Source organism: Stenotrophomonas sp. NPDC077461, assembly GCF_049545475.1.
GTDB lineage: Bacteria > Pseudomonadota > Gammaproteobacteria > Xanthomonadales > Xanthomonadaceae > Stenotrophomonas > Stenotrophomonas nematodicola.
This window is the reverse complement of record NZ_JBMWDO010000008.1, coordinates 204,621-225,462: the sequence shown is the minus strand read 5'-3', so window position 1 is coordinate 225,462 and position 20,842 is coordinate 204,621. Positions and strand designations below refer to the sequence as shown.

Here is a 20,842-nt window from a genome sequence, read left to right as displayed (position 1 = left end):
CCCCAGCCGGGCCACCCCCCCCCGCCCCGCACGCTCGGCATCGTGTCGCCGTCGCGCACCCCGACCACGGAAGCGGTCAAGCAGACCACCGACGTCGGCCTGGGCCAGTCCACCAGCATCGGCATCGGTGGTGACCCGATCAACGGCCTGAACTTCGTCGACTGCCTCAAGCTGTTCAACGAAGACCCGCAGACCGAAGGCATCATCATGGTCGGCGAAATCGGCGGCGACGCCGAGGAAGCCGGTGCCGAGTACATCAAGAACCACGTGAAGAAGCCGGTCGTCGGTTTCATCGCCGGTGCGTCGGCTCCGGCCGGCAAGCGCATGGGCCACGCCGGTGCGATCGCCTCGGGCGGCAAGGGCACTGCGGAAGGCAAGTTCGCCGCGATGGAAGCTGCCGGCGTCGTCACCGTGCGTTCGCCGGGCGACCTGGGTGCCGCGATCGCCAAGCTGGTGAAGTAAGGCCGCCCGCCGCGTACGCGGTGGACATGCCTGAAGCGCCGACCGCTGGTCGGCGGCGTCAAACAGAAAGGCCGCCTCCGGGCGGCCTTTCTGCGTTGGGGCGTTGCACGTGTCCACATGGCTGCCGGCCAGCGGCCGGCACTACAATGGGGCATTGCAACCACCAGGCTGTATCTCATGACGTCGCTTCGCATTGCCCTGGCCCAGTTCGACTTCCCGGTAGGTGCCGTCGCGCAGAACACCGATACCATCATCACGATGATCGGCGAGGCGCGCGACGAGTACGGCGCCGAACTGGTGGTGTTCCCGGAACTGGCCATCAGCGGCTATCCGCCGGAGGACCTGCTGCTGCGGCCGCGTTTCCTGTACGACTGCCAGCAGGCGCTGGAGCGCATCGCTGCGGCCACCCAGGGCATCACCGCCGTGGTTGGCTGGCCGCAGGCCGCCGGTGCGGTGGTCTACAACGCGGCCAGCGTGCTGCGCGATGGCCAGGTCCTGCACACCTATCGCAAGCGCGAACTGCCCAACTACGCGGTGTTCGACGAGCGCCGCTACTTCGATGTCGACCCGGACGGCAGCAGCTGCGTGTTCGAGATCAAGGGCGTGCCGGTGGGCCTGCTGATCTGCGAGGACCTGTGGTTCGCCGAGCCGCTGGCCGATACCGTGCGCCAGGGCGCGCAGCTGGTGGTGGTGCCCAACGCCTCGCCGTACGAGCGCGGCAAGCATGCCGAGCGCGATGCCGTGCTGGCCGCACGTACCCGTGAAAGCGGTGCGGCGATCGCCTACCTCAATGTGGTGGGGGGGCAGGATGCGCTGGTGTTCGACGGCGCCTCGGTGGTCGCCGATGGCGATGGCACGGTGCACCCGGCGGCGGCGGCGTTCACCGACCAGTGGCTGGTCGTGGACTACGACGCGCAGACGCGTCGCTTCCTGCCGCGCGAGTGGATCGACGATGGCGACGAGAGCATGGACGCGCTGGCCTGGCGTGCAGTCACCCGGGGCATCCAGGACTACTGCCGCAAGAACGGCTTCAAGAAGGTGTGGCTGGGCCTGTCCGGCGGTATCGATTCGGCGCTGGTGCTGGCGATGGCCGTGGATGCGCTGGGCGCGGCCAACGTCACCGCAGTGCGGCTGCCGTCGCGCTACACCGCCGACATGTCCAACGATCTGGCGGCCGAGCAGTGCCGCGCGCTGGGGGTGAGGCTTGAAGCGGTGTCGATCGAACCGGTGTTCGAGGGCCTGATGCGCGCGCTCGGCCCGATGTTCGAGGGCCAGCCGGCCGATGTCACCGAGGAGAACCTGCAGTCGCGCAGCCGCGGCGTGATCCTGATGGCGCTGTCCAACAAGTTCGGCGGGCTGCTGCTCACCACCGGCAACAAGAGCGAATACGCGGTGGGCTACGCCACCATCTACGGCGACATGTGCGGTGGCTACGCGCCGCTGAAGGACCTGTACAAGACCGAGGTGTTCGGCCTGTCCAAGTGGCGCAACACGGTCGGGGGCGCGCCGGTGATTCCGCCGGCGGTGATTGCCCGGCCGCCATCCGCCGAACTGCGGGCCAACCAGACCGACCAGGACTCGCTGCCCGCCTACGATGTGCTCGATGGCATCCTGTACCGCTACGTCGACCAGGAACAGTCGCGCGAGGAGATCGTGGGGGCCGGCTACGCGCCGGAGGTGGTGGACCGCGTGCTGCGCCTGGTGCGCACAAGCGAGTGGAAGCGCCACCAGGCCGCGCCCGGTCCCAAGGTGTCGCGACGCGCCTTCGGCCGCGAACGCCGCTACCCGATCAGCAACGGCTACAAGGGCTGACACCGGCGACGGCGCCTGGCACAGGCCCCGCGGCCAACCGCGAGGTCACGAACGCTGGTGAGGGTCCTCGGCGGGAAACACACGCCTTGCGGCCCCAGGCTCAGAGGCGTGTCCCCTCCCTTGGAGAGGAGCCAAAAAAAAGGGCCCGAACCGGGCCCTTTTCTTCGTCACCGCAGGGATTACTTGCGGTTGATCGTGGCGTTGCGCTGACCGGTGCTGGCCGATTTCTCGCCGGCAAACGGGTTCAGCTTGCGCACCATCCACGGGTACTTCGGCCACTTGCCCTGCAGCCACGGGTGGTCGGGCTGGTTCAGCTCGAGCACGCGGCGGGCGTCGTCGGCCAGCGGCTTGTTGTCCAGGTGCGTGTACGCCTCGGCCAGGGTGGCCACGGCGTCGTACTGGAAGGCGCTCTGCGGGTAGGTTTCCAGCAGGTAGTTGGCGCGGCCGGCGGCCGACACCCAGGCCTGGCGGCGCAGGTAGTACAGGGCGTTGTCCAGCTCGTGCTGGGCGAACACGTCGCGCAGCACGATCATGCGCTGGCGGGCGTCGGCGGCATAGCGGCTGTTGGGGTAGCGCTCAGTCACGATGGTGAAGTCGGCGTAGGCCTGGCGCGGAGCGGACAGGTCGCGGCGGCTCGGGTCCAGGGACCACACCCGGCGCAGGAACACCGTGTCGCGGTTGCCGTTGGCCAGGCCGCGGAGGTAGTACAGGTAGGCGATGTTGCGGTGGGTCGGGTAGGTACGGATGAAGCGGTCGATGCTGGACACCGCGTCATCGTGCTTGCCGGCCTTGTACTGGGCGTAGGCCGATTCGATCATCGCCTGCTCGGTGTACGGGCCGTAGGGGTACTGGGCCACCAGACGGCGGAAACTGGCCTCGGCACCGCTCCAGTTGCCCCCCTCCATCAGTTTGTGGCTCTTGTCATAGAGCTGCTCGACCGGCAGCCCTTCATCCGGATTCTTGCCCTTGGTACCGCGATGGCAGCCGGTGGCGACGAAGAGCAGCACCAGCATCAGGGCGGCGAGGCGGACGGGCGCGGACAGCAGAACGGAGCGTCGGATCATGGGGTCAGGGCGGGACGCGGCTGGAATACGAAGGGTCGATGATAGCCTAGTGGCCTGTCCTGCGACTGAAAGTGGTCGCCCGGACCCCAAAATTGTCTCCCCGCGTGGTTCCCATGTCCGATACCCCAGCTGAAAACCCCCGTCAGGCCATCGTGCCCGATACCGCCGCCGGCCGCCGCTTCGATGCGGTGGTTGCCGAACTTTTCCCTGAATACTCCCGCTCGCGCCTGACCGAGTGGATCAAATCCGGCGATCTGCTGCTGGACGGCGAGCCGGCGCGCCCGCGCGACCCGGTGCGCGGCGGCGAGGTCGCCAGCCTGCTTGTCGTGCTCGACACCCAGACCCATGCCGAGCCGGAGGACATCCCGCTGGAGGTCCTGTACGAGGACGAGCACGTGTTCGTCATCAACAAGCCGGTCGGCCTGGTGGTCCACCCCGGTGCGGGCAACCCCACCGGCACGCTGGTCAACGCCCTGCTGTTCCGTGACCCGTCGCTGGCGGTGCTGCCGCGCGCAGGCATCGTGCACCGGCTGGACAAGGACACCAGTGGCGTCATGGTCATCGCGCGCACGCTGGAGGCGCAGACCGCGCTGGTGGCGCAGTTGTCCGCGCGCGAAGTGCATCGCCAGTACCTGGCGGTGGTGGTGGGCGCGCTGGTCTCCGGGGGCACCGCTACCGCCGCCATCGACCGCCATCCGCGCGACCGCGTGCGCATGGCCGTGCGTGAGGACGGCAAGGACGCGATCACCCATTACCGCCTGCGTGAGCGCTTCCGCGCGCACACCGCGCTGGAATGCCGCCTGGAAACCGGCCGCACCCATCAGATCCGCGTGCACATGGCGCACCTGCGCCATCCGATCATCGGCGATCAGCTGTATGGCGGCGCGCTGAAGCTGCCCAAGGGCGCCAGCGATGAGCTGGTCGCCGCGCTGCGCGGCTTCAAGCGCCAGGCACTCCACGCCGAAACGCTGGAGTTCACCCACCCGGTCACCGGCGAGCCGATCCGCAACAGCGCGCCGCCGCCGGCGGACATGCTGGCGCTGCTGCACGCGCTGCGCGAAGACAGCAGGCACTTCGCCGAACTGGAGCGCGGGCGCCGTTGATGGACGCCTCGCTTCCGGTATTGCCGGCCGAGTGGCGCGCGCCGCCGGGCGTGCAGGCGCTGACCACCCTGCGCTACGGCGCAGGCGGGTCGGTGGCGCCGTTCGACCAGTTCAACATGGGCAACCGGTACGCCGCCGACGGTGACGACCCGGCGCAGGTGCAGCGCAACCGCGACCTGCTCCAGGCCGGCCTGGTACTGCCCTCGGCCCCGCATTGGCTGCGCCAGGTGCATGGCACCACGGTGCTGCGTTTCGATGCGCCGCCGAGGGCGGCCGGGATCGACGCCGAACCCACTGCCGATGCGGCGGTGACGTCGGCCACAGGCGTGGTCCTGGCCATCCTGACCGCCGATTGCCTGCCGGTGGTGTTCGCCGCGCGCGACGGCAGCGAGATCGGCGCGGCGCATGCCGGCTGGCGCGGCCTGGCCGACGGCATGCTTGAAGCCACGGTGGCCGCCATGCGCACGGTGCCGTCGCAGCTGCAGGCGTGGCTGGGGCCGGCCGCCGGTCCGGCGCACTACGAGGTGGGTGAGGAGGTCAGGGTTGCCTTCCTTGCGCACACGGCCGACGCGGCCACGGCCTTCCAGGCCACCCGCCCGGGTCATTGGCGGGTGGATCTGTACGCGCTGGCCCGTCAGCGTCTGCAGGCAGCCGGGTTGGATGCGGCCGCCATCAGCGGCGGTACCCGGTGCACCATCGCGGCGCCGGAGCACTACTTCTCGCATCGCCGCGATCGTCGCACTGGCCGCATGGCCACGCTGGTATGGCGGGGGTAATCGTCTTCGACGGCGTCTGCGCACTGTGCAGCCGCTGGGTGCGCTTCCTGCTGCGAGTCGACCGGCAGGAGCGCTACCGCTTCGCCGCGATGCAGGGCACGCACGGGCGCGTCCTGCTGCGGCAGCATGGGCTGGACCCGGACGATCCGCTGTCGTTCCTGCTGCTGGAGGACGGCCGCGCCTGGACCGATACCGATGCCATCGTGCGGGTGCTGGTCGGGCTGGGCGGGCCGTGGCGGCTGGCTGTGGTGCTGCGCGCGGTCCCGCGCCGGCTGCGTGATCGCGCCTACCGGGCGCTGGCACGCAATCGCTACCGCTGGTTCGGCCGCCACGACAGCTGTTTCCTGCCGAGTGCGGAACAGGCACGGCGCTTCCTGGCGTGAGCGCTGCGCCGGCCGCTCAGCGCAGCAGCCGGTAGACCACGCGCCGGTTCTGTGCGCGGCCGGCCTCGCTGCGGTTATCGGCGATCGGATCGTCGGCACCGTGCCCCATTGCGTCCAGCATCCCCATCGGCACATCCAGAAGGTGCAGTGCCAGCACCAGCGACTCGGCCCGCTGCTGGCTCAGAGCGCGCCTGGCGGCGGCATCGCCGTGACTGTCGGTATGCACGCCGACCTCCACCCGGGTGCCGGCCGGCAGCTGGCGGAGCGCCGCCGCGGTGGCGTGCAGGGTATCCAGGGAGTCGCCGGTGAGCGCCGTCGCCTCGGGCTGGAACTTCACCACGGTCTGGTTGAGCGCGACCACCACCGCATCGGGCGTGGCGTCGGGCGGCAGCGCGTGCAGGGCGGCGATGCCCGGCGTCCATAGTCCGCGCACGTCGAAGGCACCGAAGTGATCACGCAGTACCCGGGTGACACCCAGCCGGTCCTGCACGGTCAGCGCACGGCTGTCCACGCGGATGTGCTCGCCCTCCAGATCGAGCCGCAGGCCGGGGGCGAGCAGGGCGGGCAGGTGGGCGATCAGCCGGTCCTGCCAGCGCGGTGGGCGCGTTCCGCCATCCACCTGCAGTTGGCCGCGTACGTTGTCCTCCCCGTAGCGCTGTACCAGCGCGTTCCATACCCGGCGCTGGTCGGCGGCACGCGGCAGCCGTCCGTCCACCCGCACGTGGTCGCCGTCGACCACCAGTGACAACCGCGCGTCCGCCACCGACGCCACCCGCGTGGCGGACGTGTCCTGCGGCGGCGCCCGGGTGACCAGGTACAGCCAGCTGGTGGCCAGGATCAGTGACACGCCGATCAGGCAGGCCAGGATGCTGCGCACGGCCACGCCCCGCACGGCCTGGCCCGCCGCGCCGGCGGCATGCGCGTCCAGGCGGCGGGCACGCAGCGCCACCGGCGCGCCGTTGGTGGTGGTCAGCAGATCCACCAGTGGCGGCAGCAACTCGGCGACGATGACGGCGAAGATGCCGGGTGGAAAGCCGGCGCGGCGGGCCAGGCGCGCCAGGTCCTCGCGGCCGATGGCGCGCTCGAGCTGGCTGGCGACGATCGGCTGCTCGTCGCCGCGGCACCAGCTGTGGAACAGCGCGCCCACCCCGGCGCGCTCGAACTGGTCGCCCAGTCCAGCCAACCCGTCTTCGCGGGTGGCGATGTACACGGTCAACACCGTTACCACGCTGCGCGCGCGGTAGCCCAGATTAAGCCGGGAGGCGGCATCTTCGATCAAGCGGTCAAGCGATGACATGTCTTCAAATCCCCAGTTGAAAAGACCGTGCGCATCACGTCGCACGTGCCTGGCCCACGCCTTGTCGGGGGGCTCTGGGGGCCTGAATGTCGTTAGTCCCTGTCAATGGCGAATGAAAATTCGCAAGCCGCTGCCGCAGAAAGTTGCGTTTGCGCAGATCCATTCGCGCCGCCTATCGCTTTTGGCGGCTTGGGACAGCACGGTCTGTCCGGCGGCACGTGTCGAAGACGACACCCGCACGCGCCGTCACCTCACGCGCGCGAAAAGAGACATCTGCAGGGCAGAAGCCGGGCCGAAAGCGACGGCGATGCGCAGCGCCGTCGCCGCGCGTCAGGCGCTTTCCAGCGCCTCCAGGTAGGTCTGCCGCCAGTGATTGATGTCGTAGGTGCGCAGGTGGTCCATCATGGCCTGCCACCGTTCCACGCGTTTGCGCAGCGGCATGGTGGCGGCCGTGGCGATGGCATCGGCCACGCCGTCCAGGTCGTGCGGATTGACCAGCAGCGCGTGCTTCAGCTCATCGGCCGCGCCGGCCAGCAGTGACAGCACCAGCACGCCGGGATTCTCCGGGTCCTGCGAGGCCACGTACTCCTTGGCCACCAGGTTCATGCCGTCGCGCAGCGGGGTGACCAGGCCCACGGCGGCCGCCCGGTAGAAGCCGGTCAGGGTGGCGTGGGTGAAGTTCTGGTTGACGTAGCGCAGCGGCGTCCAGTCCGGCGCGGCATGGCCGCCGTTGATGTGTCCGGCGATCTGCTCCAGCTGGCCGCGCAGCTGACGGTACTCGTTGACGTCGCCACGCGACACCGGCGCGATCTGCAGGTAGGTCAGGCTGCCGCGCTGGTCGGGGTGGCGTTCGAGGTAGCGCTCGAAGCCGAGGAAGCGTTCGGGCAGGCCCTTGGAGTAGTCCAGGCGGTCCACGCCAATGGCCAGCTGGCGGTCGCCCAGGCTGTTGCGCAGGGCGCGCACGGCCGGCTTGCTGGCGCCGGCCCCGGCCTGGCGCGCGATGTGGCCGGTATCGATGCCGATCGGGAACGCCGCCGCGCGGAAGCGCCGCCCTCCCGGTGCCTCCAGTTCGCCATCGCCCACCACGCGCCCGCCGCCGAACAGACGTACATACGACTGGAAACGGTCGGCGTCGCGCTGGGTCTGGAAGCCGACCAGATCGTACGCATACAGGCTGGAGAACAGGCGCAGGTGGTCCGGCATGGCCTGCAGCAGGTCGGCCGAGGGCATCGGCACGTGCAGGAAGAACCCGATGCGGCACCCGATGCCGCGCTCGCGCAGCAGCGAGGCCAGCGGGATCAGATGGTAGTCATGGATCCACACGATGTCGTCGTCGCGCAGCAGCGGCGCGAGCTTCTCGGCGAACAGCGCATTGACCCGGCGGTACGTTTCGCGGGTGGCGCGGTCGTAGTCGACCAGGTCCAGGCGGAAGTGCAGCAGCGGCCACAGCGTGCGGTTGGCGAAGCCGTTGTAGTAACCGTCCACATCGCGCTTGTTGAGGTCCATCGTGACGTAGCGGATGTCGCCGTCCACCTGCTCGTGCAGCGCGCCGCTGGGATCGCGCACCGCCTTGCCGCTCCAGCCGAACCAGACGCCCCCGCGTTCCTTGAGTGCGGCCAGCAGGCCCACGGCCAGGCCGCCAGCGCGGTTTTCGCCCGGGACCGCCACCCGGTTGGACACCACGACCAGCCTGCTCATGACGCCTCCTGCCAGCTGCGCGACAGACGCATCGCGGCGGTCACCAGGCCGACATGCGAGTACGTCTGCGGGAAGTTGCCCCACGCTTCGCCGCTGTCGAAGGCCAGATCCTCGGACAGCAGGCCGAGGTGGTTGCGCCGGGACAGCAGCATCTCGAACATGTCACGCGCTTCGTCCATGCGGCCAATCGCGGCCAGCGCATCGATGTACCAGAAGGTGCAGATGGTGAAGCTGGTTTCCGGCTCGCCGAAGTCGTCCGGCGCCACGTAGCGGTACAGTGCATCACCGTGCTTGAGGTCGCGGCCGATCGCTTCGACGGTGGCCACGAAGCGTGCGTCGTGCGCCTCGATGAACCCGATGTCGGCCAGCAGCAGCAGCGAGGCGTCCAGGCGGTGGCCGCCGTAGGTGTCGGTGAAGTGGCCCAGTTCCTCGCTCCACGCCTCGGCCATGATGCGCGCGTGGATCGTATCGGCGCGGTCGCGCCAGTAGGCCGCGCGGTCATCGAGCTTGAGCCGCACCGCGATCTTGCACAGCCGGTCGCACGCGGCCCAGCACATCGCGCTGGTATAGGTGTGCACCTCGGTGCGCCCACGGAACTCCCACAACCCGGCATCGGGCACATCATGCAGCGCGAAGGCCTGTTCGCCGAGCGGTTCCAGGCGCGCGAAGGTGTGTGCATCGCCCGGGTCCTGCAGGCGGCGGTCGAAGAACAGCTGGGTGGAGGCCAGCACCACGCTGCCGTACACATCGTGCTGGCGCTGCACCCAGGCCAGATTGCCGCGCCGGACCGGGCCCATGCCGCGGTAGCCGGAGAGCGAGGGCACTTCGTCCTCGTCCAGCTTTGCCTCGAAGCCGATGCCGTAAAGCGGCTGCAGGCTGCCATCAGCCGTGGCCAGATTGAAGATGTAGCCCAGGAACTGTTCCATCGTCCGGGTCGCGCCGAGGCGGTTGAGCGCGCGCACCACGAACGCGGCGTCGCGCAGCCAGCAGTAGCGGTAGTCCCAGTTGCGGATGCTGCCCGGCGCCTCCGGAATGGACGTGGTCATTGCCGCGATGATCGCGCCACTGTCCTCGTACTGGCACAGCTTGAGTGTGATCGCGCTGCGGATCACCGCGTCCTGCCACTCCAGCGGAATGGACAGGTAGCGCACCCATTCGCGCCAGTAGTCGCGGGTACGCTGGAAGGCTTCCTGCACATAACCGCTGAGGGAGCGGTCCAGTGACTCGTCCACGCCCAGCACCAGGTGCACCGGGTGGTTGAGCGTGAACGGCAGGCCGTCGCGCACGAAGCGTACCGGTACATCAGTGGTGAGCCGCAGGATGTGGTCGGGCAGGACCCAGCGGATGTGGTTGCTGCCCCAGGTGGCGTCGGGTACGCGTGCACCCCAGTCGGCCAGCGGGCGCGCGCGCACGATAATGCGGGGATTGCCGGCCAGCGGCCGCACCTGGCGGATCAGGCTGACGGGCCGGTAGAAGCGGTCGTTCTGGCGCCAGCGCGGCGCGAAGTCGATGATCTCCAGAGCGCCGCCGTGCTTGTCGTGAAGCACGGTGCGCAGGATGGCGGTGTTGGTCAGGTAGGTCTGTTCGCTGCCGACCAGGTCTTCCAGCTCGATGCCGAAGTCGCCGCCGGTCTGCTGGTTCGGTTCGAGCAGGGCGCAGAAGGTCGGGTCGCCATCGAAGGTGGGCAGGCAGCTCCAGACCACGCGGGCGTGTTTGTCGATCAACGCGCCGAAGCTGCCATTGCCAACAACGCCCAGGTCCAGGGTGGGGACGGTGTCACTACTCATGTCATGAAACTCTCGGGTCAAGCCGGCGCAGGGGGCCGGGGGCGGTGGCGATGCTCAGTACGCGTTCTCGCGCAACCAGGCATGCACGGCACGGATATGCGGCAACGCGAAGACCGCCGCGCTGGGCTCGCGTGCCCCCACGAGCACGCTCCAGCCGTGCAGATCGTTGGCGGCGCCGAACCCGTACTCGTCCGTGAGATCGTCGCCGAGGAACACCGGCAACCGGTCGCGGAAGGGCGGGGCGAGCATCAGCCGGCGCAGGGCGCGGCCCTTGTCGCTGCCTTCGGGAACGAATTCGACGACGTGGTCGCCCGGCTGCAGCCGGTAGCCGGTGTGGCCGCGGATGTGCCGCTCGGCAAAGGCACGCACCTCGGGTGCGGCATGCGGTGCACCGCGCCAGTGCAGTGCGAGGCTCTGGCCCTTGTCCTCGACCAGAACACCGGGCTTGCCGTGGGCAAAGCGCATCGCCTGCTGGTGGAGTGCGTGCAGCCATTCGCCGGCATCGGTGCCGGGCACGGTGCTGTCCACCCGGCCATCGCCGTGGCGCAGTTCGTGACCGTGCAGGCCTGCCGCCGGCAGGTGCAGCGGGGCGAACAGCCGGTCGAGTTGATCCAGCGGCCGGCCGCTGATCAGCGCGACCGCACCTTCAAGGCGGTCGCTGATGCGCCCGATGGCCTCGCGGATGTCCGGCAGCAGTTGCACCGCGTCGGGGTCATCGGCGAACTCGATGAGGGTGCCATCCACGTCCAGGAACAGCGCACAGGCATCGTCCAGCAGTGGCGGCGGCGGACGGTGGGGGAAGTCGTTTGCCATGCGGGCCAACATGCCAGCGTGGATGTGATCGCCAGGTAATGGCAATCACATCCACACGGTGGTGCCGGCCGGCAGCGCCGTCAGAACGTATATCGCACGCGCCCGTAGAAGTACGCGCCGTTGCTGCCGATCGGCGACAGCACGTCATACGGCAGGTTGCCGAAGTAATGGATGTCGTCATTGGAGGGATCGGAGTAGTTGTCGGTCAGGTTCTGCCCGCCCACCGCCACGCTCCACTGCGGCGTGATCCTGAACTCCACTTCGGCATCCAGCTGCCACTCGGCACCGTAGGTCTGGCGTGGAAGGTAGCCCTCACCGAAGTTGAACACGCGGGTGACGCTGCCATAACGGTTGACCCGGCTGCTCAGCGACCAGCGGTCGTTGGCCCAGCTCGCGGCCAGTGACGCGCGGGTGCGCGGGGTGGCGTCGGTCAGCGTGTTGGTCTCTTCCACGCCGAACAGCACGTAGTCCGGATCCAGCGCGCGCAGGCTGGCGGGGGTGGCCAGGACGTTCTTCAGCGTGGTCCTGGTATAGGCGTAGGTCCCGGTCAGCACCAGCTCGCCCGTGCCGAGCGACTGTCGCCAGTTGCTCACCAGTTCCGCGCCGCGGGTACGGGTGTCGGCAGCATTGACGAAGAAGCTGGCGCTCTGCAGGCCGGCCACGCCGAACTGCTGCTGCACGTAGTCGGTCAGCGCATCGCCGGTGATGCTCTCGGACAGCGCGATGCGGTCGTCGATATCGATCTGGAAGAAATCCAGCGAGACGTCGAAGTGATCGCCGATGCGGCTGGTGAAGCCCAGGCTGGTGTTGAGCGACTTCTCCGGCTTCAGGTCGCGGGCGCCCAGTCCGCGCGCGATGGGGTTGTTCACCGAGAGCACCCGGCCCTGCACCAGCTGGCCGGCGGCGTTGTAGCCGGTAGAGGTGGATTCATAGCCGATCTGCGCCAACGAAGGCGCGCGGAAGTTGTTGGAGACTGCGCCACGCAGCGCGAACGCCGGGGTGAATTCGTAGCGCAGGCCGAGCTTGCCGGTGAGCTCGCCGCCGTAATCATCGCTGTGTTCGTAGCGTGCGGCCAGGTCGCTGGAGAAGTGCTCGCCGACCTGGCTGGACAGGCTGGCGTAGGCGCTGGCCACATCGCGCGACAACGTGGTGGCATCCTGCGGGGTCAGGCCACCGCCGGCCTGCGAGCCGGTCGGGCGATCGGTGTACGGGCCGGCCGCATAGCTGCTCGGGTCGCCAGGCCGGGTCTGGTAGTGGTCGCGGCGTGCTTCCAGGCCAAGGCCCAGGCTGTGGGTGATGCTGTCACCCTGCTCGAACACCCGCCCCAGGTCGAGATTGGCCACGGTCAGTTCGTTGCGGTAGTCGCCGGTCTTGAAGCGGGTGGGGCTGGTCGGGCCGAGCGAGGCGTTGAGCGAGTTGCGCAGGCGGTAGGTGAAGCTGTTGCTGCCGTAGTCCAGGCTGGCATCGTAGTTCCACTCGCCCCACTGGCCGCGTGCGCCGGCCACGGCCTGCACGTCGCGGTTCTCGCCTTCGGAAACCGGGCGGTAGCCATTGGGATACACCTGCGCCCAGTTGGCGTCGCTGTCCGGATAGCGGAAGTAGTTGGCGCCTTCGCTGTCGCGCTGGTTGAACGTGCTGAAGAAGTAGAGCTTGGACGTCTGCCCGAACGGCAGTTCAGTGTTGATCCAGGCGTTGAGGTCCTTGGTGTGGCCGTCGCCCAGCACGTAGTTGCGCTTGCCCTGCAGCGCCAGGTTGGTGGCGTTCTGGTCCCACGGCGGGATCTGGTCGAAGCCGGCGCGGTTGGTGCCCTCGTGGTTCTTCAGCTCCAGGCCCACGCGCAGGAAACCGCCGTCGTCGCCCAGCGCGGTGCCGACCTTGGCGCTGAGGTAGCTGGTCTGGCCATCGGTGAGGGTGCGGTCGACCGGCTTGAGGTCGGTGTGATTGGCACCGAAGCTGGCTTCGATCGCGCCGCCGTCGGCCCCGTCGTCGAGGATCACATTGATCACGCCCGCCACCGCGTCCGAGCCATACAGGGCGCCGGCACCGTCGCGCAGCACTTCGATGCGTTTGATCGCGCTGACCGGGATGGCATTGAAGTCCACCGGCGTGGTGCCCTTGCCGATCTTGCTGTCGGTGTTGACCAGCGCGCTGCTGTGGCGGCGCTTGCCGTTGACCAGTACCAGCACCTGATCCGGGGACAGGCCGCGCAGCTGGGCGGCGCGGATATGGTCGGCGCCCCCGGAGTTGGACTGGCGCGGGAAGTTGAACGAGGGCAGCAGCGCCTGCAGGGCGCTGCCCAGTTCACCGTTGACCACACCGGCCTTGCGGATGTCCTCGGCGGTGAGCACGTCCACCGGCGAGGTGGACTCCAGCACGGTACGGTCCACGGCACGCGTGCCGGTGACGATCACCGTGTCCAGGGTGGTGGCGGAGCCGGGCGCGTCCTGCGCGGTTGCGTCCTGGGCAAGCAGGGGGGAGGAGAGGACGAGCGCGATGGCAAGGCCAAGGCGCGACGCGGACGGACGGGACATGCGGACTCCGGCAGGACGACGAGGGGGAGGAGAAGCGGGAAGGACGCGGGTGCTGCCGGTTGATGGGCGGCACTACCAATCCATCCGGATGAAGCGATATATTATCTTGGCGTGATGACCCCGTGTGATGCAAGTCCCATCACATGCGGGCATCAGCTGATTGCCGACGGTGATCTGCGCGGGAGACGGATGTCCTGCACGCTTCTTCCCCTGCACGCCCTGTTTTCTGGAGTTTTCGCAATGACGTCCCATGCCTTTCTGCTCGCTCTGGTCCTGGCGGCCACCGGCTGTGCCACCGCCGCTCCTGCGGCCCAGCCGGCTGCGCCTCCGCCGGCCACCGCCACCCTGCAGGGCGACGCCGCGCGTCCCGATGCCGCAGCCGGGTGGGTGCGCAGCGAGCTGTACTTCGGCGTGGGCGAGGAAAGCGGCGCCTCCGAGCGCAGACAGACCGATGCGATCAGCGAGGCGCAGTGGCGCGACTTCCTGGACACCCAGGTCACCCCCCGCTTCCCGGATGGCCTGACCGTGTTCGATGCCTACGGCCAGTGGCTGTTCCGTGGCGCAGCCGAGCCCAACCGCCTGCGCACCAAAGTGCTGGTGGTCCTGCACGAGAACACCCCGCAGCGCCGTGCCGACATCGAGGCGATCCGTCTGGCATGGAAGCAGGCCACCGGTCACCAGTCAGTGCTGTGGGCGCAGCAGGCGGTTGACGTATCGTTCTGACCTTGGGCGCCACCGTGGCGCGGCGGGGAACGATGATGAATCACTGGGACGGATGGCCGCTGGCACTGCTGCTGGCGTTGGCAGCACCGGGTGCGCACGCGCAGGCGGCGGGCCAGGACACGCTGCGCGCCGAGGTCGCCGCTGGCGTGTGGCTGCAGGCGGAGGTAGAGGAGGGCGGCGATATCACGGTCGCGCTCGCGCCGTCGGGTACGCGGCAACGGCTGCCGGGTGCGCCCGACGTGGATGGGCAGTCGCGCCTGTCGGCCGAGGACGTCGATTTCGACGGATGGCCGGAGCTGGTCGCACGGGCCTCGGTGGGCATGGTCAACGAAGCGGTGGCGGTGTATCGCTACGATCCGCGGCAGAAGGCGATGCAGGCGCTGGCGCCAACGCCCCACGACGATGCGCAGTGCGGCGGCCTGATGGGGCTGACCGTGGACGCGCCCAACCGTACGTTGAGCAGCAGTTGCCGCAGCGGCGCGGTGTGGTACGTGGATCTGTACCGCTACGACGGCCCGCGTCTGCATCTGTACCGTGCGCTGCGCTTCATCCACGGCAGCGATGCGTTCGAGCAGGTGCTGTTCGTCAGGCAGACCGCAGACACCGGCCCGTTCGCGGTGTGGAGCACCTACGATGCGCAGGGCGCTGTCGTGGAGACGGCGATTGCCGACGGCCTGGTGACGCCGGCATCCACCGGTCGCCTGTCGCCGTTCAGCGGCACGGTGGTGCCGGCGCGGCTGCCGCTGCATGCCCGGCCGGGCGAGGGACGCACCTCGCGCTATCTGCTCCGCGACGATCGGGTGGAACTGCTGGACGAACGCGATGGCTGGGTAAAGGTGCGTTACCACAACCCGACCCGGGGCGATGTGCTGGGATGGGTGAACGCGATGCCGTGAGTGCGCGCACGCCCACACGAGTGTCACCTGCCGGGGTCTAGGCTGATGGTTTCCCCCCGGTAGTGGATGTCCGTCATGAGCAAGCGCGTTGCCGAGATCGTGGTTGAAACCCTGCAGGCCGCCGGTGTCCGTCACTGCTACGGCATCGTCGGCGATACCCTCAACCACGTCACCGATGCCATCCATCGCAGCGACATCGACTGGGTGCACATGCGCCATGAAGAGGTAGCCGCGTTCGCGGCCGGTGCCGAGTCGCTGATCAGCGGCAGGCTCACTGCCTGCGCCGGGTCCTGCGGGCCGGGCGGGCTGCATTTCATCAACGGCATCTTCGAGAGCAACCGCAACCGTGCGCCGATGGTGCTGATCGCCAGCCAGGTGGTCACCCCCGAGCTGGGCATGGAGTTTCCGCAGGAAGTGGATTTCAAATCCGTGTACGCCAGTTGCAGCGTGTTCTGCGAGCAGGTGTACAGCCCGCAGCAGGCGCGCCGGGTGGTCACGCTGGCCTGCCAGGCGGCGATCAGCCGGCGCGGCGTGGCGGTGGTGATCCTGCCGGCCGATATCAGCGAAGCAGAGGTCAAGCACGATCCGCCGTTCTCGGTTCACTACACCCAGCCGGTGCTGCGTCCCGGCGATGACGAACTGCAGCGCATCGCCGCGCTGATCGGGGAGGGCAAGCGGATCGGCATCTATGCGGGTGCCGGCTGCGAGCACGCGCACGACCTGCTGGTGGCGCTGGGCGAGCGGCTCAAGGCGCCGATCGCGCACACCTCGCGCGCCAAGGATTTCGTGGAGTACGACAATCCGTACAACATGGGCATGACCGGTATCTTCGGCATCGAGTCGGGCTACCACACGCTGATGGCCTGCGACACGCTGCTGCTGCTCGGCGCGGACTTCGCCTGGGGCCAGTACTACCCGGACAAGGCCACGTTGATCCAGGTGGACCGCGATGGCAGCCACCTGGGCCGTCGCCATCCGGTCGATGTGGGCGTGGTCGGCGACATCGGCCCGACGCTGCAGGCCCTGCTGCCGCTGCTGCCCGAGCGCAGTGACCGCAGCTTCCTGGACGAGTGCATCGGCCACCGCGACAAGGCGCTGGCCACGCGGGCCAAGGAGGAGGAACCCGGCGAGGGCACGCTGATCCATCCGCAGCACCTCACCGCGTTGATCGACCGGCACGCCAGTGACGATGCGCTGTTCACCGCCGACGGCGGCTCGCCGATGGTCTGGATCCTGCGCCACATCCGCGCCAACGGCCGCCGCCGCACCCTGACCAGCCTGCTGCACGGCACGATGGCCAATGCGATGCCGCAGGCGCTGGGCCTGCAGAAGGCCTACCCGGGCCGGCAGGTGATCTCGCTGTCCGGGGACGGCGGCATCGCCATGCTGCTCGGCGACCTGCTCACGGCCGTGCAGGAAAACCTGCCGATCAAGGTGGTGGTCTACAACAACAGCTCGCTGAATTTCGTCGAGCTGGAGCAGAAGGTGGAAGGTCTGCTGGACAACTACACCGACCTGAAGAACCCCGATTTCGGCCGGCTGGCAGAGGTGATCGGCTTCTACGGGCGCACCGTGACCCGCTCGGAGGACCTGGAGCAGGCCGTGCAGGACGTGCTGGCGCACCCCGGCCCGGCGCTGCTGGACGTGCACACCAGCCCGACCGAACTGGTGATGCCGCCGCAGGTGGAGGCCAAGCAGGTGGCCGGTACCGCGCTATATGCGGCCAAGGCGCTGCTGAGCGGGCGGGTGAGCGATGTGCGTGACCTGCTGGCGAACAACTTCCTCAACAAGCCCTGAGGCGGGCGGGCGTCACCACCGTTGGTAGTGCCGGCCGCTGGCCGGCTCCCGATACCGTCGGACGGATGCCATCGCCGCCTGGGTCACGCGTACACCCCGGCGTTCCACCCATGCACCTGTTAACGGGGGGCGCGTAGCCCTACCATCGGCTACCCCCCACCTGCAGGCCCCCACATGCCCGCTTCCGCTCCGGTCCGCTCCGGACCGCCCCGCTGGTTCGTCGCCGGCGACCTCAATGGCTTCTTCGGCCTGGTGGTCGACAATCTGTCGATCCTGGGTTTCATCGCGATGGCGCTGGTCGGCATCTTCCAGTTCCCGGCCGACGTGGTGTTCGGCCGCATGTTCCCGGGGACCGCCTTCGGCGTGCTGGTGGGCAACGTGCTGTACACCTGGATGGCGGGGCGTCTGGCGAGGCGTACCGGCCGCGATGACGTCACCGCGATGCCGCTGGGGCTGGATGCGCCGACCAGCATCGGCATGGCGCTGCTGGTGCTCGGACCGGCATTCCTGGCGTTCAAGGCGCAGGGCCTGGCGCCGCACGACGCGGCGATCGCCACGTGGCAGCTGGGCATGGCCTCGCTGGTGATCATGGGCGTGCTCAAGGTCATCCTGTCGTTCTTCGGCGAGGCGGTCACCCGCGCGCTGCCGCGCGCGTCACTGCTGGGGTCCATCGCCGGCATCGCGATCGTGCTGATGGGCTTCCTGCCGTTGCTGGAAACGCTGCGCTCGCCGATCGTCGGTTTTGTCACCCTCGGCCTGCTGCTGTACGTACTGATCGCCAAGCGCCGCCTGCCGATCCGCGCGCCGGGCGTGCTGGTGGCCTTCGTGTTCGGCACGATTCTCTACTACGGCCTGGGTCTGGCCGGGCTGGGCGCGCCGGGCTTCCATGTGCCCGAGTGGACCGCGCCGCAGATCGTACTGCCGTGGCCCACGCTCGGCTTCATCGATGGCCTGCCCACCGCGCTGACCTACCTGCCGCTGCTGCTGCCGTTTGGCCTGCTGATGGTGGTGGGCGGCATCAACGTGTCCGAGAGCGCGCGTGCGGCGGGTGACGACTACCGTACCCGCGACATCCTGCTGGTCGAGGCGGTGGCCACGCTGGTCGCCGGTTTCTGCGGCGGTGTGGCGCAGACCACGCCGTACATCGGCCAGCCGGCCTACAAGCACATGGGCGCGCGCAGCGGCTACACGCTGCTGACCGGTCTGTTCGTGGGTGTCGGCGGCATGCTCGGGGTGATCTCCGGGCTGGTGCAGTGGCTGCCACTGGCGGTGCTGGCGCCGATCATCGTCTACGTGGCCATCGACATCACCACCCAGGCCTTCCAGGCCACGCCGCGCGAACACGCCGGGGCGATGGTGCTGGGTTTCCTGCCGTCGGTGGCCTACCTGCTGGCGATCAAGGCCCCGGGCTGGATCGCGCCGGAACAGCTGGCGGCGATGACCACCACGCTGGACGGGCATGGCCTGCCCGAACTGGCGGTGATCTTCACCCTGGGCAACGGTTTCATCATCACCTCGATGCTGTGGATCGCTGCCGTGGTGGCGATGATCGACGGCAGACTGCTGCGCGCCTCGGCGTTCCTGCTGGTGGCCGCAGCGCTGACCCTGTTCGGCCTGATCCACTCGGTGGACCCACGCGGCGGCATTTACCTGCCGTGGCAGCTTGCCGGGCTGCCGAAGATCATCAGCTGGCAGTTCGCCGGGGCGTATGTGGCGTTGGCGGGGCTGCTGGCGCTGCTGTCGCTGCAGAAGGATCAAGGGCGTCACGACCCGCGGTCGTGACCTGCCGTTCCGCGTCAGTCTTCCCCATCCAGTTCGGGGTAGTGGCGGAAGATGCCATTGGTGTTGAACGCCAGGCGGCGCCCGGAGGCGAGGTAGGCGGCAATGGTCGGGCGCCGCTCCACCCGTTCCTGCAGGGCGCGCAGCAGCGGCAGCGACGGCCATAGCGCCTGCATGCGGCGCGGGAACATGTAGTCCAGGCCGGACATCAGCTGGAACAGGGATAGATCCACGTAGGAATGCTCACGCAGCGGATGCCGCCCGCCGTTGTGCTTGAGCACGTTCTCGAAGTAGCCCAGGAATCTGGGCAGGCGTTCGGCCCGCATCGTGGCAGCGCGGGCCTTGGCTTCGCGCATCTGGTCTTCGTAGTACTGCGACGCGGCGATCGGGTGATGGGTGTCGTGTACTTCAGCCACCAGGTCGGCGATGGTCGCCTGCAGTTGCAGGGCCTGCTGGCGGCGCGAGGCCGCATCGGGGACCAGGCCGAGTTCGGGCGCAAGCAGGTCGAGAATCGCGCTCACCTGCGCCACGACCTGTCTGCCGGTCCGCACGAACGGCGGCGCGAACGGCTGCAGGCCGTCCATCCTGCCATCCAGGAACGGCTGCATCACCGCATCCCCATGCACGCGCGCCATGTCGGTGTAGGCCGCGCCTGCGTCTTCCAGCGCCAGCCGGATGAACTCGCCACGGCCCTGGATGCCGGTCCAGTAGTACAGTTCGTAATGCATGCAGAAACTCCGCAGTACCCGCCTGCAGCTTCGACGCCTGGGCCGAAAGCGGGTGTGATCGTCGCGTCACAGCGTCTGCAGAAACGCCTGGATGGCCTGCAGTTCATCGCGCGTGAGCTGCAGCGGCTGCAGCTGCGGGTCGGGTGCAGGGAAGGGGCCGTGGGCGCCGCTGCCGGTGCGCGGTCGCGGTTTGCCGCCACCGACGTTGTAGAACAGCAGCACCGCGTCCAGCCGGGCGATCGCCCCGTTGTGCATGTACGGCGCGGTGCGCGCCACGCCGCGCAGCGAGGGGGTGCGGAAGCGGCCGCTGTCGGCTGGATCGCCGGTGACCTCGTAGCGGCCCAGGTCCTGGTGCCTGCCGCCGTGGAAGTGCAGGCCCAGATTGTGGAACCCGTGGTCGGTCAGTGCGGGTCCGCTGTGGCAGTTCATGCAGCGGGCCCGCGTGCGGAACAGGTGCAGGCCCTGCAGCTGCTGATCGTCGAGCTGGTCGTGGCGACCGGAAATGAACCGGTCCAGGCGCGAGGGCGGCGGTGCCAGACTGCGCTCGAACGCGGCAATGGCCTGGGCGAGCTGGCGGGTCTCGATGCGGTCATTGCCGAACACGGCGGCGAACGCACGGCGGTAGGTGGCATCGCCGCGCAGGCGGGCGGCGGCCGCGTCGGCGCTGAAGGCCATTTCCTTCGGATCGGCGATCGGCAGCAGCGCCTGATCTTCAAGCGTGGCGGCACGGCCATCCCAGAACAGCCGCTGCAGATGGCCGCTCATGGCCACGCTGGGCGCGTTGCGACGACCGGCCTGGCGGTCGTGCCCGAACGACACGCGGCGGCCATCGGCAAACGCAAGATCGCGTTCGTGGCAACTGGCGCAGGCGATCTGCCCCGAGCGCGACAACTGCGGGTCGTTGAACAGGCGCTGGCCCAGCGCCACCTTGGCCGGGGTGGTGGGATTGTCCGGCGGCGCCACCAGGCCGGGCAGCGGTCCCAGCTCCTGCCAGGCCACGCCGGCGTCCACCTGGGGCGCCGGCCAGCGCGTGCTCGGCTGGGCATACGCCTGGCGCAGGCACGCCGGTGCCGGCAGCGTGCCGGCGGTGGCGAGCTGCCGACGGCAGTCGGGATCCACCGCCGGCAACGCGATCGACGCGGCGCGGCTGCCGCCCAGCAGCGCGGCGCCCAGCAGCGTGGCGAGCAACAGGT

17 protein-coding genes and 1 pseudogene are annotated in these 20,842 nt (G+C 68.9%); 10 read left to right on the top strand and 8 right to left on the bottom strand.

What is annotated here, in order from left to right; translation table 11 throughout:
- Together ACPEH8_RS14975 and ACPEH8_RS14970 are read left to right on the top strand one after the other, a co-directional pair.
- Positions 1–462, top strand: a pseudogene (locus tag ACPEH8_RS14975) (succinate--CoA ligase subunit alpha); the annotation flags it as partial.
- A gap of 177 nt (positions 463–639) precedes the next feature.
- A complete protein-coding gene (locus ACPEH8_RS14970) occupies positions 640–2,274 on the top strand; it encodes an NAD+ synthase (protein ID WP_313160837.1) in 1,635 nt (544 codons plus the stop codon).
- A gap of 179 nt (positions 2,275–2,453) precedes the next feature.
- Here ACPEH8_RS14970 and ACPEH8_RS14965 read toward each other — a convergent pair whose 3' ends face one another.
- Positions 2,454–3,338, bottom strand: a complete 885-nt coding sequence (locus tag ACPEH8_RS14965; protein WP_017356167.1) for an outer membrane protein assembly factor BamD — start codon at positions 3,336–3,338, stop codon at positions 2,454–2,456.
- 113 nt (positions 3,339–3,451) lie between these two features.
- Between ACPEH8_RS14965 and rluD the strand changes: the two genes are divergently transcribed.
- Genes rluD through ACPEH8_RS14950 form a run of 3 tightly spaced genes read left to right on the top strand, consistent with a single transcriptional unit; the run spans position 3,452 to position 5,600 of the window.
- Positions 3,452–4,441 carry a 23S rRNA pseudouridine(1911/1915/1917) synthase RluD gene (gene rluD / locus ACPEH8_RS14960; RefSeq protein ID WP_017356166.1) on the top strand — a complete coding sequence of 330 codons (990 nt, stop codon included), beginning with the start codon at positions 3,452–3,454 and terminating at the stop codon, positions 4,439–4,441.
- Positions 4,441–5,217 (top strand): peptidoglycan editing factor PgeF, encoded by a 777-nt coding sequence (pgeF, locus tag ACPEH8_RS14955; RefSeq protein ID WP_136003012.1) that lies wholly within the window; start codon positions 4,441–4,443, stop codon positions 5,215–5,217. The genes rluD and pgeF overlap by 1 nt, the downstream gene beginning before the upstream one ends.
- Positions 5,205–5,600 carry a thiol-disulfide oxidoreductase DCC family protein gene (locus ACPEH8_RS14950; protein WP_153164696.1) on the top strand — a complete coding sequence of 132 codons (396 nt, stop codon included), beginning with the start codon at positions 5,205–5,207 and terminating at the stop codon, positions 5,598–5,600. Before pgeF ends, ACPEH8_RS14950 begins: the two co-directional genes overlap by 13 nt.
- A gap of 16 nt (positions 5,601–5,616) precedes the next feature.
- On the opposite strand, the gene ACPEH8_RS14945 is transcribed toward ACPEH8_RS14950, so the two are convergent.
- Positions 5,617–6,897, bottom strand: a complete 1,281-nt coding sequence (locus ACPEH8_RS14945; protein WP_423667293.1) for an OmpA family protein — start codon at positions 6,895–6,897, stop codon at positions 5,617–5,619.
- A 112-nt stretch (positions 6,898–7,009) separates the two neighbouring features.
- Here ACPEH8_RS14945 and ACPEH8_RS14940 point away from each other — a divergent pair, with 112 nt between their 5' ends.
- Entirely contained in the window at positions 7,010–7,255 is a 246-nt protein-coding gene (locus ACPEH8_RS14940) for a hypothetical protein (protein WP_287250014.1), read from the top strand.
- On the opposite strand, the gene otsA is transcribed toward ACPEH8_RS14940, so the two are convergent.
- The 4 genes from otsA to ACPEH8_RS14920 all read right to left on the bottom strand — a co-directional run bounded on the left by otsA (position 7,228) and on the right by ACPEH8_RS14920 (position 13,726).
- Positions 7,228–8,595: an alpha,alpha-trehalose-phosphate synthase (UDP-forming) gene (gene otsA / locus ACPEH8_RS14935; RefSeq protein WP_136003015.1), complete on the bottom strand. Its 1,368-nt coding sequence runs from the start codon at positions 8,593–8,595 to the stop codon at positions 7,228–7,230. The genes ACPEH8_RS14940 and otsA overlap by 28 nt on opposite strands.
- On the bottom strand, positions 8,592–10,382 hold the full coding sequence (locus tag ACPEH8_RS14930; RefSeq protein WP_136003016.1) for a glycoside hydrolase family 15 protein: 1,791 nt from the start codon (positions 10,380–10,382) through the stop codon (positions 8,592–8,594). Before ACPEH8_RS14930 ends, otsA begins: the two co-directional genes overlap by 4 nt.
- 54 nt (positions 10,383–10,436) lie before the next feature.
- Positions 10,437–11,195 carry a trehalose-phosphatase gene (otsB, locus tag ACPEH8_RS14925; protein WP_136003017.1) on the bottom strand — a complete coding sequence of 253 codons (759 nt, stop codon included), beginning with the start codon at positions 11,193–11,195 and terminating at the stop codon, positions 10,437–10,439.
- An 80-nt stretch (positions 11,196–11,275) separates the two neighbouring features.
- Positions 11,276–13,726 (bottom strand): TonB-dependent receptor plug domain-containing protein, encoded by a 2,451-nt coding sequence (locus tag ACPEH8_RS14920; RefSeq protein ID WP_287250021.1) that lies wholly within the window; start codon positions 13,724–13,726, stop codon positions 11,276–11,278.
- Positions 13,727–13,966: 240 nt separating this feature from the next.
- On the opposite strand from ACPEH8_RS14920, the gene ACPEH8_RS14915 reads away from it, so the two are divergent.
- The 4 genes from ACPEH8_RS14915 to ACPEH8_RS14900 all read left to right on the top strand — a co-directional run bounded on the left by ACPEH8_RS14915 (position 13,967) and on the right by ACPEH8_RS14900 (position 18,924).
- Positions 13,967–14,449, top strand: coding sequence for a DUF3574 domain-containing protein (locus ACPEH8_RS14915; RefSeq protein ID WP_017356846.1), 483 nt, complete (start codon positions 13,967–13,969; stop codon positions 14,447–14,449).
- A gap of 32 nt (positions 14,450–14,481) precedes the next feature.
- Positions 14,482–15,345 carry an XAC2610-related protein gene (locus tag ACPEH8_RS14910; protein ID WP_262071832.1) on the top strand — a complete coding sequence of 288 codons (864 nt, stop codon included), beginning with the start codon at positions 14,482–14,484 and terminating at the stop codon, positions 15,343–15,345.
- Positions 15,346–15,420: 75 nt separating this feature from the next.
- Positions 15,421–17,142 carry a thiamine pyrophosphate-dependent enzyme gene (locus ACPEH8_RS14905; protein WP_287250026.1) on the top strand — a complete coding sequence of 574 codons (1,722 nt, stop codon included), beginning with the start codon at positions 15,421–15,423 and terminating at the stop codon, positions 17,140–17,142.
- A gap of 174 nt (positions 17,143–17,316) precedes the next feature.
- Positions 17,317–18,924 carry a hypothetical protein gene (locus tag ACPEH8_RS14900; protein ID WP_287250028.1) on the top strand — a complete coding sequence of 536 codons (1,608 nt, stop codon included), beginning with the start codon at positions 17,317–17,319 and terminating at the stop codon, positions 18,922–18,924.
- A gap of 14 nt (positions 18,925–18,938) precedes the next feature.
- Here the strand turns inward: ACPEH8_RS14900 and ACPEH8_RS14895 are convergent, their stop codons facing one another.
- Both ACPEH8_RS14895 and ACPEH8_RS14890 read right to left on the bottom strand, forming a co-directional pair.
- Complete coding sequence (locus ACPEH8_RS14895) at positions 18,939–19,649, bottom strand: glutathione S-transferase (RefSeq protein ID WP_017356842.1); 711 nt, start codon at positions 19,647–19,649, stop codon at positions 18,939–18,941.
- A gap of 66 nt (positions 19,650–19,715) precedes the next feature.
- Positions 19,716–20,837: a cytochrome-c peroxidase gene (locus ACPEH8_RS14890; protein ID WP_287250033.1), complete on the bottom strand. Its 1,122-nt coding sequence runs from the start codon at positions 20,835–20,837 to the stop codon at positions 19,716–19,718.
- Positions 20,838–20,842: the final 5 nt, after the last annotated feature.